Raw genomic sequence first — 13,349 nt, 5'->3', positions numbered from 1 at the left:
ACCATCACATCCATCTCGCCGACTTCCAGATCCTCGGCCGTGACACCTACGACGTGTCGGGGTTCGACGTGACGGCCGGCGGGACACGCGCGCCGCTCGCGCCCGACCCGGCCACGCCGGTCCCGCTCCCGCCGAACGAGCGCGGCTACAAGGACGTCTTCCGGGCGCTGCCCGGCCAGATGCTCCGCGTCATGGGCCGGTTCGACGGCGCGTACGGGCGGTTCATGTACCACTGCCATCTGCTGGAGCACGAGGACATGGGCATGATGCGGCCGTTCGTGGTGATGCCCGCCGAGGCGATGAAGTTCGACCACGGGGCGGGGCGCGGCGGACATGGGGGACACGGAGGGCACGGCGGCTGACCGGATGCCAGAAATGCCCGGTTCAGTCTCACTCGTTCGGGAATCGTCGCGCCGGACGCGGACGGGTAGAGCTGTGGCCGGAGGTGGGCCATGGAACAGACCGCGTTGCGCCCCAAGTCGATGCCCGGAGCTCCGCGTCGTGAGGCGGCGGCCGCCCGGGGGAACGGTTCGGGCGGCCGTCGCCCGCACGCGGCGCGGCGCCGCGGCAAGCGCCTCGTCACCCTGCTGCTCGGCCTGCTGTTCGGGGCCGTGCTCGTGCTGTCGGGCGTCGGCCTCGGCACGGTCGGCGCGGCCGTCATAGGGATGAGCAAGCTGGCCGAGATGCAGCAGCAGGCGGGGGCGGCGCCGCGGCCTTCCGTGCTCGCGCCGTCCCGTCCGCCGGCCGCGTCCACCTCCCCGTCGCCTTCCGTCCGCCCCGTGCGGGCGGCGCTCGGCGTCGAGGCGGTGGACGCACCCGAGGGGGCGGGGGCGCTGCTCGTGGGCGTGCACGTCCCCGGCCCCGGCTACACGGCCGGCCTCGTCCGGGGCGATGTGCTGATCGCCTTCGGCGGGAACCGGATCGGCTCGGCGGGCGCGCTCGCCCAGGCCGTGGCGGCCGTGCGCCCGGGACAGCAGGTCACTTTGACGGTCCGGCACGAGTCGGGCGCGCATCAGGTGCTGGCGGTGACTCCCGGGGTGGTGACCTAGGGATCGCCACGGGGCCGCTCTCGTTCCGAGGGAGGATCACACGACCCGGAAGTGCGTCGTCAGCCGCCGCTCGTCGTCGAGGATGTGGAAGGCCAGGCCCACCGGAGCCTCCCGGTCGGCCACACCCTCGCCCTCCCAGGGCAGGCGCAGCGTCCATGTCACGCCCGGGCCGATCGCCAGGGGGCGGCCCGCGAACACCGTGGCGGCCGGGGTGTGCGCGTGCCCCGCGATGATCCCGGCGATCTCCGGCCGCCGCGCCAGCAGGTCTGCCAGCGCCTGTGGCTGGGCCAGTTGGTACGCGTCGGGCAGCGGGTGGTGGAGCGCCACCGGCGGGTGGTGGAACGCGAGCAGGACGGGCGTCTCGCCGTCGAGCCCGTCGAGGGTGTCCTCCAGCCAGCCGTACGTCTCCTCGTCGAGCCGGCCCTCGTCGGCGCCCGGAATGCTGGAGTCGCACATGAGGACCACGGCGCCGCCCACGCGGTGGGCGCGGTTCACCGGCCCCTCGGCGGCGGGTTCGCGGAGCAGTGCCTTGCGGTAGGGCGCCCGGCTGTCGTGGTTGCCGGGACAGGTCAGAACGGGAAAAGGCAGGACGGGGGACGGCGGGCCGGGGAAGGGTGGATCGTCGTCGTTCGGCCCGCCCGTGCGCAGCCCGAGCAGCCCCGCCGCCTCCTCGTACTCGGACTCCGCGCCGTGGTCTGCGATGTCGCCGGTGACGAGGAGGGCGTCCACGGGGCCCGGCAGTTCCCGGAGATGGTCGATCACGCGCCGGGCGCGTTCCGTGGCGCGCGGGGTCCCGTCGAGATGCAGGTCGCTGATCTGGGCCAGAACAAGCATGGGCGTACGTCCTCCGGAGAAGCGGCTTAACGGATGAGGCCGATCTAACCATTAGCCATAATGGTTGGGCAATGGGTTGGCATTAGGTGGCGGTCCGGCCGGGTGGCGCGCGCATGCGGGAACGGACTCGCGTCAGGCCCGGCGGGCGGGCAGGATGCTGCCCGTACGTCCTTTTTGCAGAAGCGATGTTCAGCTCGGAGTACCCGGAGGACCGGATGACCGCCACGCCCGCGCCGTTCACGGCCGACGACTACAAGGCCCGCATGGAGCGCGCCGCCCGGTCCGCGGCCGAGGCGGGACTCGCCGGCGTCCTCGTCGCCCCCGGGCCCGACATGGTCTGGCTCACCGGCTACTCGCCCACGGCCGACACCGAGCGCCTCACGATGCTCGTCCTCACCCCGGGCCAGGACCCCGTCCTCGTCGTGCCGACACTGGAGGCACCGGACGCCGCGAAGGCGGTGGGGGCGGACGCCCTCACCCTGCGGGACTGGACCGACGGCAAGGACCCGTACGCGGTGACCGCGCCCCTCCTCGACAACTCCGGGCGCTTCGGCGTCAGCGACAACGCGTGGGCGATGCACCTCATCGGGCTGCAGAAGACGCTGCCCGACACCTCGTACGCCTCTCTCACCGAGGCCCTGCCGATGCTGCGCGCCGTCAAGGACGCGGCCGAACTCGAACGGCTCGCGGCGGCCGGCGAGGCGGCCGACGCCACGTACGAGGAGATCAAGAAGGTGCCCTTCGCGGGCCGCAGGGAGACTGACGTCGCGGGCGATCTCGCCGGTCTGCTGCGGCAGTTCGGGCACTCCCAGGTCGACTTCACCGTCGTCGGATCGGGCCCGAACGGCGCCAACCCGCACCACGAGGCGGGCGAGCGCGTCATCGAGAACGGCGACATGGTCGTCCTCGACTTCGGCGGCCTCAAGCACGGCTACGGCTCCGACACCTCCCGCACCGTGCACGTCGGCGAGCCGACCGCCGAGGAGCAGCGCGTCCACGACGTCGTGCGCGAGGCGCAGGCGGCGGGCTGCGCGGCGGTCAGGCCGGGCGCCGCCTGCCAGGACGTCGACCGCGCCGCCCGCGCCGTGATCACCGAGTTCGGCTACGGCCAGTACTTCATCCACCGCACCGGCCACGGCATCGGCGTCACCACCCACGAGCCGCCCTACATGATCGAGGGTGAGGAACAGCCCCTCGTCCCCGGAATGTGCTTCTCCGTGGAGCCGGGCATCTACCTTCCGGGCCGCTTCGGGGTGCGCATCGAGGACATCGTGACGGTCACCGAGGACGGCGTACGACGGCTGAACAGCACGTCGCGGGACATGGCGATCGTGAGCTAGACGCCATGTCCGACGCCCCGAGGCCCACCCAGGACACCGTGCGCACGCTGCTGGGTGCCCTCTTCCCGGACGGCGGGCAGCTCGACGTCAGTGCCGCGGCCGAGAGCGGTGAGCACTCCACCTGGTGGGTCGGCACCCGCTATGTGCTGCGCCTCGCCCTCGACGCGCCGGCGTCCGCGCGCCAGCGCCGCGAGATCAGGCTCCGCGACCTCGTGCGCCAGCACGTCGGCATCGCCGTCCCCGCCTCGCTCGCGTCCGGCGAGTGGGCGAGCGGGCGCACGTACTCCCTCGACACGCGGCTGCAGGGCGCTTCGGGCGACGTCGTCGACGTGACCGCGGCCGGCGAGGAGGATCTCGCGGGGCTGCTCGGCGGACTGCGGGAGGTGCCCGCGGCGCGGGCCGAGGCGCTCGGGCTCGCGAGGACGGCGCCGCGCTCGCTCGACGTACTGCGCCGGGAGGCGGCGCGCGCCGCCGAACTCCTCGGCGGTGACGGCGAGTTCGAGCCCGCGCGGCTCGCACAGCTGACCGCGCAGGCCGCCGCACAGCTCGCCCCGCAGCCCGGCGCCGTCGTCATCCACAACGACCTCAAGGGCGAGCACCTCACCGTGACCCCCGACGGCCGGGTGCGCGGCGCCCTCGACTGGTCCGACGCCGTCATCGGAGACCCGGCGGAGGACATCGCGGGCTTGAGCATCGCGGTGGGCGCCCGCGCGGCCGTCCGCGCGGCGACCCTCGCCGGTTACGGCGCCCGCGCCAGCCTGCGCGGCCTGTGGCTGGCCCGCTGCGACACGCTCGTACGCCTCGGTGAGCGCCTCCACGGCACGGGCGACAGCCCCGTGCCGCTGCTGCGCACCCAGCTGGAGCGGGCGTGGGAGGCGATCCTCCTCGAACTCGTGACGGAGCTCGCCGACAAGGACCCGGAGACCGGCTGAAGCCCTCTACGGGCTGACGAGCACAGCGCTCGACTGCGGCGGGACGGTGAGCAGACCGTCCGCGCCGGGCAGCCCCGCCGGCTCCCACGCGGCGAGCACCCGGTAACCGTTCCGCCCGACCGGCACCGCCGCCGGCTCGTCCGACAGGTTCACCGCCACCCGCAGATCACCCCGCCGGTACGCGATCCAGCGGGCCTCCTCGTCGTACGCCACCCGCACGGCCGCGAGGTCGGAGTCCGTCAGGTCGGCCCGGGCATGGCGCAGCGCGATCAGTTCGCGGTACCAGGCCAGCACGCGCGCGTGAGGACCGCTGTCCGGCTCCGACCAGTCCAGGCAGGAGCGCTCCCGGGTCGCCGGGTCCTGCGGATCGGGGATGTCCTCCTCGGCCCACCCGTGCGACGCGAACTCCCGCCGCCTGCCCTTGCGTACGGCCTCCGCGAGCGCCGGGTCGGTGTGGTCGGTGAAGAACTGCCACGGGGTGCGGGCGGCCCACTCCTCGCCCATGAACAGCATCGGCGTGAAGGGCCCGGTCAGCACGAGGGTGGCCGCGCACGCGAGGAGCCCGGGGGACAGGCTCGCGGAGAGGCGGTCGCCCTGCGCGCGGTTGCCGATCTGGTCGTGGGTCTGGGCGTAGCCGAGCAGCCGGTGCGCGGGGGTGCGGGTGCGGTCGATGGGACGCCCGTGACGCCGCCCCCGGAACGTCGAGTACGTGCCGTCGTGGAAGTAGCCCCGGGTCAGGGTCTTGGCGAGCGCGGCCATCGGCGCCTTCGCGAAGTCCGCGTAGTAGCCCTGGGCTTCGCCCGACACCGCCGTGTGCACGGCGTGGTGGAAGTCGTCGCTCCACTGCGCCTGGAGCCCGAGGCCGCCGTGATTGCGCGGGGTGATCACGCGCGGGTCGCCGAGGTCGGACTCGCCGACGAGGAACAGGGGTCTGTCCTGTTCTTCGGCGAGGGAGTCGACGGCCGTGGACAGCTCCTCCAGGAAGTGGACCGCGCGCGTGTCGCACAGCGCGTGCACCGCGTCGAGGCGCAGCCCGTCGATCCGGTAGTCGCGCAGCCAGGCCAGCGCGCTGCCCACGAGGTACGCGCGCACCTCGTCGGAACCGGGGGCGTCGAGGTTGACCGCGGCGCCCCAGGGCGTGTGGTGGGTGTCGGTGAAGTACGGCCCGAACGCGGGCAGATGGTTGCCCGAAGGGCCCAGGTGGTTGTGGACCACGTCGAGGACGACGCCGAGCCCGAGCCCGTGCGCCATGTCGACAAAACGCTTCAGCGCCTCAGGGCCCCCGTACGGCTCGTGCACCGCCCAGGGGCTGACCCCCTCGTAGCCCCAGCCGTGCCGCCCGGGGAACGGACACAACGGCATCAGCTCGACATGGGTGATGCCCAACTCGACGAGATGCCCCAGGTGTTCGCCCGCGGCGTCGAGCGTGCCCTCGCGCGTGAAGGTCCCCACGTGCAGTTCGTACAGGACCGCGCCGGGGAGTCCGCGTCCCGGCGCCGACTCCGAGCGCCACGTGTACCGCGCATGGTCGACGACCGCGCTCAGGCCGTCGGGCCCGTCCGGCTGGCGGCGTGAGCGGGGGTCGGGCAGCGCCGGCCCGTCGTCGAGCGCGAACCCGTAGCGCGTGCCGTCCTGCGCGTCCGCCTCGCCCGTCCACCACCCCTCGCGGTCCGGGTCGCGCTCCATCGCCCGCGTGGTGCCCTCGCAGTGGAGCGCGACCCGCTCTGCCTGTGGTGCCCACACCTCGAACTGCACGAACGGTTCCCCCTTGTCTGCCGACAGTGACGACCCGTCCATCCTGCGTCAGCGGAGATCGATCCGCTGGGATTCGCGGCGGGTTCCGCTCATTCCTCGCCGGATCGGACCCGTCGGCCGAACCGGCCGGTGAACCTCAGACGAAATTGATGCGCTTCTCCGTGACCGGATACCCGGCCTTCGTGAAGTTCGCCGCCATCGGGAAGTTCCCGTCGTCCGTCGCCCCGGCGATGAACTCGGCGCCGTGCTCCACCAGGAGGTGCGTCGACTCGACCAGCAGGTCGTACGCGTACCCGTGGCCGCGCTGCTCCGGCACCACGCCGATGAACCCGATGCACGGCCCGCCGGGGTTGTGCGCGGGAATGTGCAGGCCGACCAGGTCCCCCTCGGGCGTGTACGCCAGCTGCCACCACTCGCGGGGCGAGGGGCACCAGTGGAAGAAGTCCAGCTCCTCCTGCGCGGCCGTGTCGAGGCCCGACTCCTCGATGGCGTGCCGCGCGTGCGCGTCGAGCGTCGCCGAGTGCACCCGGCGCAGCACGTCGAGGATCACCTCGTCGTCGGGTTCGGCCCGGAACTCCAGGCGGCCGGGGCGTTCCGGCAGGCCGTCGTCCGGCGTCCACCGGTAGCGCAGCCGCTCCACGAGGAGCTTCTTGCCGGCCCGCGTGACCGCCTCCATCCGCGCCTCGGCGGCCGCCCGCGTCCGTGGGTCCTCACTCCAGCCCGCGGGCAGGATCAGCTCGTACTCGACGTCGAACGGGGCCTGCCGCAGCAGTTCGGCCCCCGCCTCGATGTCGTCCTCCAGGACGTCGAACCAGTTCAGGTTCACCGGTTCCGTGTCGTCCTTGCCGCCCCACCAGGCGGCCCGCGCGACCACGCGCCCCTCGCGCAGGGCGACCCAGGTCCAGTCGGGGCGGTAGTCGCCGCCCTCGGCGACGGTGCGATATCCGACGCCGGTGATGACGCGGCCCACGAGACCCGGATCCTCGAACGTACGGAAAAGCGGAACGTCTTCCTCGGTCAGTGCGCGGACGACCAGGCGGGCGTCGTCGTGCGTCGGGTGGGCGCTTCCATGCGGCGCAGCAGTCAAGAAATCTCCTGGTTCACGCGAACGCGCCCGGTGGCGGCTCGGGCTGCCGAACGTAGCACCGGGCCCGCGCCGGGCGCGCCCGGATTTCCGCACACGGCGTCAAGACACTGTCCTTGCTGGTCAAGGCCGTACGGGGGCGGGCTGAAGTTCGTCGTTTTCTGGACACCTCGGCCGCGCTGCCGGACAATCACGAACGTGACCTCCTCGTTCGAGCACCATACGTACCCCGCGCGGCTGTCCGACGCCGAGCGCGACAGGGCGTTGCGGGAGCTCCGCGAGGGCGCCGCACTCGGCAGGCTGTCGCACGACACGTTCGTACGGCGCATGGAGCTGGCACTCGCCGCCCGCCGCTCCGACGAACTCGCCGCGCTCACCGCCGACCTGCACACCGAGGGCCGCTGGTCCCGCGTGGTCTTCGGCACCGTGGCGGCGGTCTCCGGCTTCACGGTGCGGCTGCGCGGGGCGTGGCAGCGCGAGCGCCTCCCGAAGCTGCAACTGCCTTCGCCGGACAACCCCTACCCGCTGCGCATCGGGCGCGACCCGGCGAACGGGCTGCGGCTCAGCCACGAGACCGTCTCCCGGGTGCACGCCGAACTGAGCAGACAGGGCGGCATGTGGGTGCTGCGTGACCTCGGCTCCACCAACGGCACGTCCGTCAACGGGCGGCGGGTGGTCGGCGCGGCGGTCGTCCAGGACGGCGACCAGGTCGGCTTCGGACGGATGTCGTTCCGGCTCTCCGCCGACTCCGCCTGACTCACGGGTGTTCCAACTCCGGTCGTTCCAGGCGGCGTTCGCGATCAGTCGCCCGCCGCGAGCGTGTGCCGCACGGCCGCGACGGTCGTCCGCGACTGGTGCTCGACCTGGTGCTCCAAGGGCACCCAGCGCGCCCTGAACCGCTCGGCGAACGCGTCGCACCAGTGCGTCACCAACTGCTCAAGACGCTCCGCGTCCGGGTCGCCCGTCTCCTTCAGGACCCGCAGGAGCATCGCGGCGGCCCGCAACGGCAGCCGTCTGGAGAACGCGTCGATGCTCCCCACATACGCCATCGTGGCGTCCGGCGGCGGAGGTTGCAGCCAGTCGCCCGCGAGGCCCGGAACCAGCGCGACGGCCCAGCGCGTCGCCCGCATCAGCGGCCCGTCCACCTCGGGAAGCCGCGGCAGCGCCGACTGCAGGATCTCCTCCACCAGGAGCGTGTCCCGGCTCAGCCGCTGTGCCAGGCGCCGCAGCGCCCGGTCGGGGGCGGGGTGCGGCGCCGGGTCGTCCACGAGGTCGCTCGCCCACATCGGGACCTCGACGATCGCCGTGCGGCCCCCGTAGCGGTGGGCGTGGTGCCAGGTGCTGTGCCGGGCGTCGTCCGGCAGGCTCGGGAACGCGGCCTCCGCGCCGGGCTCCGGCATCACATGGACGCCGGGGCCCGTCGCGGGCCAGCCCGCCGCGTCCGAGGCCCCCGTCTCCACCGGGATGTGCAACTCCGCCGCCGACTTGGCGAACGGCTCCGCGAGTCCCGGTATGTCCCGCGTCAACTGCACCCAGCTGCCGCCCAGATCGGTGCCGTGCAGCGACACCTGGAGAAAGGGACGCAGCTCGTCGATGACCCCGGTCAGGATCCGCGTCTCGGGCGGCAGCCGGTCCGGCGGCAGCACGGAGGGCGACCACTCGGGCTGCTCGGGGCCCGCGGGGCGGAAGAAGTGCCGGTGGTAGTCGAGCAGGGACCGCGGCGCGGGCGTGCGGTGCAGAGCCGCGCCGTCCGGGTCGGCGCACAACAAGAAGTGCCAGGAGCAGTCGGTGCGCAACTCCCGCTCCATCAGAGCGCGTTCGGCGAGGCGCAGCAGAGTGGAGCCACCGGCCGGCTCGTTCGCATGGGCTCCCGCGACCACGAGCACCGCGCGGTGGTCGTGCCCCACCGACAACAGGTGCAGCGGCCGGCCCGCGCGTGAGGTCCCGACCTGGCGCAGAACGCACAGGTCGGGTCGGTGAGTGGCCAGCTCCCGTGCTGACTGGACCAGTTCGGCCACATTCGGGTAGCGCTGCTCCGTCAGGTGACTCACCCCCGTTGGTGCTCCACGCGTCGCATCCCGCAGTACCCCACGCTCCGCGGCACCTGTCAAGAAGGCCGCGTCCGGTGCCGCGCCGCTGGTGCGACCCGCGGGCCGCCGGACTGAGGAACGTCTCGCCGGCGGGCTCGCGGAGCGTGGGGCGGGCGTGGAGGTGCCGGGCCACGTCATGCCCTTCGCGACGGCCGGGTGGAGGCCCCTGCGGAAGGCGGCCGGAGCGGTCGGTGAGGCCTGCGTGGCCCTCTCGGCGGAGCCGCCGTGGAAGCGCGCCCTGACGGTGACTCCAGGCCTCTCCGACGGGCGCCGCGGCGGACCTCGTGGAGCTGCTGCGCAGGTCATGGCCGTACGCCCGAGCGCCCGTCTCACCCGTACGGGCGCACGAGGACTGCGCGGGGGAGCCCGCGGTGGTCCGCTGAGAAGACTCGCGCGTCTCCCGGCGCGCACCGGGACGAAGGCTGGGGGCGCGGCGATGCGCGCTGTTCCGGGTGCCCAGGACCCGGCCGGGATCACCGGCCCTCCGGCGGAAGGCCCCGCCACGTGCCCCTTCGTGCCGTCCGCCGTCGCGGAGGCGCCCGGCGCCGGTGGGCTCCGCTCCGCGCCCGGCCTCCGCGGTCCCGGCGACCCGCCCCCGCCCAGCCTCCGCGCACCGGGGACCGACCGCGACCCCTACCCTCTGTACCGGACGCTCAGGGCGTCGTACCCGCTCGTCCACGACGAGGCCTTCGGGGCGTGGCTCATCAGCCGCTACGGGGACGTGCGCGCCGCGCTCGCCGATCCGCGGCTCGTCGCCCCGCCCCCGGGGCGGACCCTGGCCCATCTGGAGGACCGTACGCACGCCGTGCACCGCGCACTGCTCCAGCCGGCGCTGCGCGGCCGCGCCCTGGCCGCTCTGCGGGCCGGCGTGGAGCGCGCCGCGTACGTGCTCGCCCATCGCCTGTCGGAGCGTCAGGAGGCCGATCTCGTGGCGGAGTTCTGCCAGTGGCTGCCGGCCGTGGCGGCGGTGGCCGCGCTCGGGCTGCCCCACGAGGACACGGCGCGCGTGCGCGAGTGGTGCCGCGAGGGCCTCACGCATCTCGGCGACGGCCACGGGGACCTGGACGCCTTTCTGCGTCCGCATGTCGCACGCCGCCGCGCGCGTCCCGGCGGCGACCTGCTGTCCGTCCTCAGCACCGCACGGGCGGACGGCAGCCACCTCCCTGACGAGACCGTCGTGGGCCTCGCCGGGACACTTCTCGGAGCCGGAGGCGAGGCCACGCATCTGGCGCTCGCCTCGTTCCTCGCCAACCTGCTCGACCACCCGGCCCAGTTGAGGCTCGTACGGGAGCGTCCCGTGCTGATACCGGCGGCCTGGGCGGAGTCCCTGCGCCGCGACCCCGCCGTGCACATCGTGCTGCGCCGCGCCCTCGTGCCCATGGTCACCGGCGCCGGGACGATACCCGCGGGCGCCGACGTCGCCTGTCTCATGGGCGCCGCGGGCCGCGACCCGACGCGCTTCGCCGTCCCCGACCGCTACGACATCCTGCGCCCGGCGCCCGGACAGCTGGCCTTCGGCGCGGGTCGCCACCGCTGTCTCGGCGTGCAGCTGGCCCGCCTCACCGCCGAGTGCGCGCTGCACGCCCTCCTGGAGGCCCTCCCGCACCTGCGCTGGGCCCCCGGCGGCCGACCTGACTCCGCAGGCCTCATCACGCGCGGCCCGAAGACGCTCCCGGTACTCCTCTGCTGACGGCCGCGCGTCCGGGGAGCGCCACTGGATGCCGGTCGAACCGGTCCTCCTACGCGCGCGTGGCCGGTGAGCACTCCTGCCGGTGGCGCCCTGAGACGCTTCCGGGTCACCTCAGTCGACCGACGCCCGTACGAGGAGCGCCACCGGATGCCGGTCGAACAGCTTCTCCACGCGTGCGTGACCCGTGAACTCGTTTCCCGGGGCGAGCAGATCGACCCACTGGCCCTCCGGGAGTGACAGCTCGGTGTCGCGCCAGCCGCCCGCCTCCGTGAGGCGCAGCGACAGCCGAGTCGCGGCGGCGACGACCTCCCCGGAGCGTGCGAACGCCACACAGTGCGCTGCGCCCGCCCCCCGCGCGGCGACCGGTGCGTACGTCGACCCGCCGCCGAACCACTCCGGGTGCGCCCGGCGCAGCCGCAGCGCGGCGACGGTGAGCGCCAGTTTCTCGTCGGACAGATCGCCGGGGACGGACCCGTCATCGGAGTCGAGCCGCTCCAGCAGATCAGAGTCGAAGCGCGCCGGCGCACGGTTGTCCGGGTCCACCAGCGCCCGGTACTCGCGCTCCGTGCCCTGGTAGACGTCCGGCACCCCCGGCATCGTCAGATGGGCGAGAGCGGCCCCCAGGACGTTCGCCCGGACATGGGGCCGCAACGAGTCCGCGAACGCGGCGACGGCCTCCCTGGGCGGCCCGCACGGGCCCGCGGCCACGAAGTCGCGCACCGCCTTCTCGTAGTCCGCGTCCGGTTCGGTCCAGCTCGTGTGCAGCCCCGCCTCGCGCACGTGCTTGAGCATCGCGCCCTGGAGCCGCTCGCCCTCCTGGTCGCCGAACCCGACCGCCGTCTGCCAGGCCGCCCAGGCCAGTTGGGGATCGGGCGCGCTCGTGCCGCCCTCGCGCGCGGTCCGCTCGGTGACGTCCGCGAGCAGATCGGCCCAGCGCCCGGGGCACTGCGTGAGCACGGAGATCCCCGCCCGCACATCGGCGCTGCGCTTGGTGTCGTGCGTCGAAAGGACGGTTCCCGTGCAGGGCCAGTCGCGCTGCACGCGTGTGCAGTACGCGTGGAACGTCTCCGGGTCCACCGCCGGGCTCTGCGGCGTCCCGCCGACCTCCGTCGCCGACAGGAGGGGCGCGTGCCGGTAGAACGCCGTGTCCTCGACCGCCTTGGCGCGCAGCGCGGACGCCGTCTGCGCGAACCGCGCCCGGAACGCCTCGTGCTCGGGCCCCGAACCGCTCTTCCCGAGCGCCAGGTCCCGCACGGTGTCCACCGCCTCGGCCTCCTCGGCGACGGTGAACACCCCCTTGGCGTCCTCGGCGTCACCGGGTGTGAGCACGGTCTCGGGGTCCGCGCCCCCGGTCACGTACGGCCGGTACACGTCGAGGCGCACCAGGAGTTCGCGTACGGCGGTGCGCAGGGCCCACGGAGCGTGGTCGCGCAGGGCGGCGTCGGCGGCGCACAGCCGCCCCGCCTCGCGCGTGAGGCGGTCCACCTCGGCCGCCAGCTCGTGCGTGACGACCTTGTACGCGGCGCGGCGCGCCGTGGCGTCCCAGTCGCCGCCCCGGTCGGCGGGGGCCGCCGTGAAGCGCCGGAACAGGCCGAGCAGTTCGTCCGCGCCCGACGGATCGGTGAACAGGCCGTCGATGTGGCGCAGCGCGTCGTAGCCCGTCGTACCGGCCACCGGCCAGGCGGCGGGCAGTCGTTCGTCCGCGCCGAGGATCTTCTCGACGACGGTCCAGCGCCCGGCGGTCGCGTCGGCGAGGTCCTTCAGATACGCGCCGGGGTCGGCGAGGCCGTCGGGATGGTCGACGCGCAGCCCGTCGAGAACGCCCTCGCGCAGCAGCTGGACGATCTTCTCGTGCGTGGCGTCGAACACCTCCCGGTTCTCCACGCGCACCCCGATCAGGTCCGAAATGGTGAAGAAACGCCGGTAGTTGAGCTCGGTGCGGGCCAGGCGCCACCAGCCGAGCCGGTACCACTGCGCGTCGAGCAGCTCGGGAAGGGGCAGCGTCTCCGTGCCCTCGCGCAGCGGGAACGCGTGCTCGTAGTAGCGCAGCACACGCCCGTCCACCTCCAGACGGTCCAGCTCATGGCTCAGCCGGTGGCCGAGCACGGGCAGCAGGACCCGCCCGCCCTGCGCCTCCCAGTCGATGTCGAACCAGTGCGCGTAGGGGGAGTGCGGCCCGTCCCGCAGTACCTCCTGGAGGGGCCGGTTGAGCCCGGCCGCCGACGCCATGTGGTTGGGCACGATGTCGGCGACCAGGCCGAGCCCGTGCTCCCGCGCCGTCCGCGCGAGCGCCCGCAGCCCGGCCTCACCACCCAGCTCGTCCCGCACGCGCGCGTGGTCCACGACGTCGTACCCGTGCGTGGAACCGGGTACGGCCTCCAGGACCGGCGACAGATGCAGGTGCGAGACACCCAGCGAGGCCAGATACGGGACGGCTCCGGCGGCCGCGGCGAACGGGAACGCCGGCTGGAGCTGCATCCGGTACGTGGCCGTGGGCGGGGCGGGGACCCCGCCCTCTTGATGGTCCGGTGTCATGCGCGTCATGCGAACCTACGTACCCGCCCCGGCGTCTTTC

General features: G+C 73.8%; 10 protein-coding genes and 1 pseudogene. 6 read left to right on the top strand and 5 right to left on the bottom strand.

The window, feature by feature from the left end:
* Positions 1-5 precede the first annotated feature (5 nt).
* Both OHO83_RS13575 and OHO83_RS13570 read left to right on the top strand, forming a co-directional pair.
* Positions 6-362 (top strand): annotated as a pseudogene (locus OHO83_RS13575) (multicopper oxidase domain-containing protein); the annotation flags it as partial.
* 90 nt (positions 363-452) lie between these two features.
* The gene (locus tag OHO83_RS13570; protein WP_330279530.1) at positions 453-1,049 is read left to right on the top strand and encodes a PDZ domain-containing protein; all 597 of its coding nucleotides are present in this window, start codon (positions 453-455) and stop codon (positions 1,047-1,049) included.
* Between the two features lie 36 nt (positions 1,050-1,085).
* On the opposite strand, the gene OHO83_RS13565 is transcribed toward OHO83_RS13570, so the two are convergent.
* The gene (locus OHO83_RS13565) at positions 1,086-1,883 is read right to left on the bottom strand and encodes a metallophosphoesterase (protein ID WP_330279529.1); all 798 of its coding nucleotides are present in this window, start codon (positions 1,881-1,883) and stop codon (positions 1,086-1,088) included.
* A gap of 185 nt (positions 1,884-2,068) precedes the next feature.
* Between OHO83_RS13565 and OHO83_RS13560 the strand changes: the two genes are divergently transcribed.
* Both OHO83_RS13560 and OHO83_RS13555 read left to right on the top strand, forming a co-directional pair.
* A complete protein-coding gene (locus tag OHO83_RS13560; RefSeq protein WP_443066045.1) occupies positions 2,069-3,223 on the top strand; it encodes an aminopeptidase P family protein in 1,155 nt (384 codons plus the stop codon).
* Positions 3,224-3,228: 5 nt separating this feature from the next.
* A complete protein-coding gene (locus OHO83_RS13555; RefSeq protein WP_330279528.1) occupies positions 3,229-4,155 on the top strand; it encodes an aminoglycoside phosphotransferase family protein in 927 nt (308 codons plus the stop codon).
* 6 nt (positions 4,156-4,161) lie between these two features.
* Here the strand turns inward: OHO83_RS13555 and treZ are convergent, their stop codons facing one another.
* Together treZ and OHO83_RS13545 are read right to left on the bottom strand one after the other, a co-directional pair.
* A complete protein-coding gene (gene treZ, locus OHO83_RS13550) occupies positions 4,162-5,910 on the bottom strand; it encodes a malto-oligosyltrehalose trehalohydrolase (RefSeq protein ID WP_330279527.1) in 1,749 nt (582 codons plus the stop codon).
* Positions 5,911-6,046: 136 nt separating this feature from the next.
* A complete protein-coding gene (locus OHO83_RS13545) occupies positions 6,047-6,997 on the bottom strand; it encodes a GNAT family N-acetyltransferase (protein ID WP_329433642.1) in 951 nt (316 codons plus the stop codon).
* A gap of 195 nt (positions 6,998-7,192) precedes the next feature.
* Here OHO83_RS13545 and OHO83_RS13540 point away from each other — a divergent pair, with 195 nt between their 5' ends.
* Positions 7,193-7,750: a DUF1707 and FHA domain-containing protein gene (locus OHO83_RS13540; RefSeq protein ID WP_266675091.1), complete on the top strand. Its 558-nt coding sequence runs from the start codon at positions 7,193-7,195 to the stop codon at positions 7,748-7,750.
* 44 nt (positions 7,751-7,794) lie between these two features.
* On the opposite strand, the gene OHO83_RS13535 is transcribed toward OHO83_RS13540, so the two are convergent.
* Positions 7,795-9,045: a M14 family zinc carboxypeptidase gene (locus OHO83_RS13535; RefSeq protein ID WP_329433641.1), complete on the bottom strand. Its 1,251-nt coding sequence runs from the start codon at positions 9,043-9,045 to the stop codon at positions 7,795-7,797.
* Between the two features lie 175 nt (positions 9,046-9,220).
* On the opposite strand from OHO83_RS13535, the gene OHO83_RS13530 reads away from it, so the two are divergent.
* Positions 9,221-10,774 carry a cytochrome P450 gene (locus tag OHO83_RS13530; protein WP_330279526.1) on the top strand — a complete coding sequence of 518 codons (1,554 nt, stop codon included), beginning with the start codon at positions 9,221-9,223 and terminating at the stop codon, positions 10,772-10,774.
* A 111-nt stretch (positions 10,775-10,885) separates the two neighbouring features.
* On the opposite strand, the gene treY is transcribed toward OHO83_RS13530, so the two are convergent.
* Entirely contained in the window at positions 10,886-13,309 is a 2,424-nt protein-coding gene (treY, locus tag OHO83_RS13525; protein ID WP_330280771.1) for a malto-oligosyltrehalose synthase, read from the bottom strand.
* Positions 13,310-13,349 lie beyond the last annotated feature (40 nt).

This window comes from Streptomyces sp. NBC_00569 (assembly GCF_036345255.1).
In the GTDB taxonomy this organism is placed as follows: domain Bacteria; phylum Actinomycetota; class Actinomycetes; order Streptomycetales; family Streptomycetaceae; genus Streptomyces.
This window is presented reverse-complemented; position numbering and strand designations above follow the sequence as displayed.

Coding starts and splice junctions, on each gene's coding strand:
- OHO83_RS13555 (WP_330279528.1), top strand. CDS start 3,229: ATGTCCGACGCCCCGAGGCCCACCCAGGACACCGTGCGCACGCTGCTG.
- OHO83_RS13530 (WP_330279526.1), top strand. CDS start 9,221: ATGCCCTTCGCGACGGCCGGGTGGAGGCCCCTGCGGAAGGCGGCCGGA.
- OHO83_RS13560 (WP_443066045.1), top strand. CDS start 2,069: ATGTTCAGCTCGGAGTACCCGGAGGACCGGATGACCGCCACGCCCGCG.
- treY (WP_330280771.1), bottom strand. CDS start 13,309: ATGACACCGGACCATCAAGAGGGCGGGGTCCCCGCCCCGCCCACGGCC.
- OHO83_RS13565 (WP_330279529.1), bottom strand. CDS start 1,883: ATGCTTGTTCTGGCCCAGATCAGCGACCTGCATCTCGACGGGACCCCG.
- OHO83_RS13570 (WP_330279530.1), top strand. CDS start 453: ATGGAACAGACCGCGTTGCGCCCCAAGTCGATGCCCGGAGCTCCGCGT.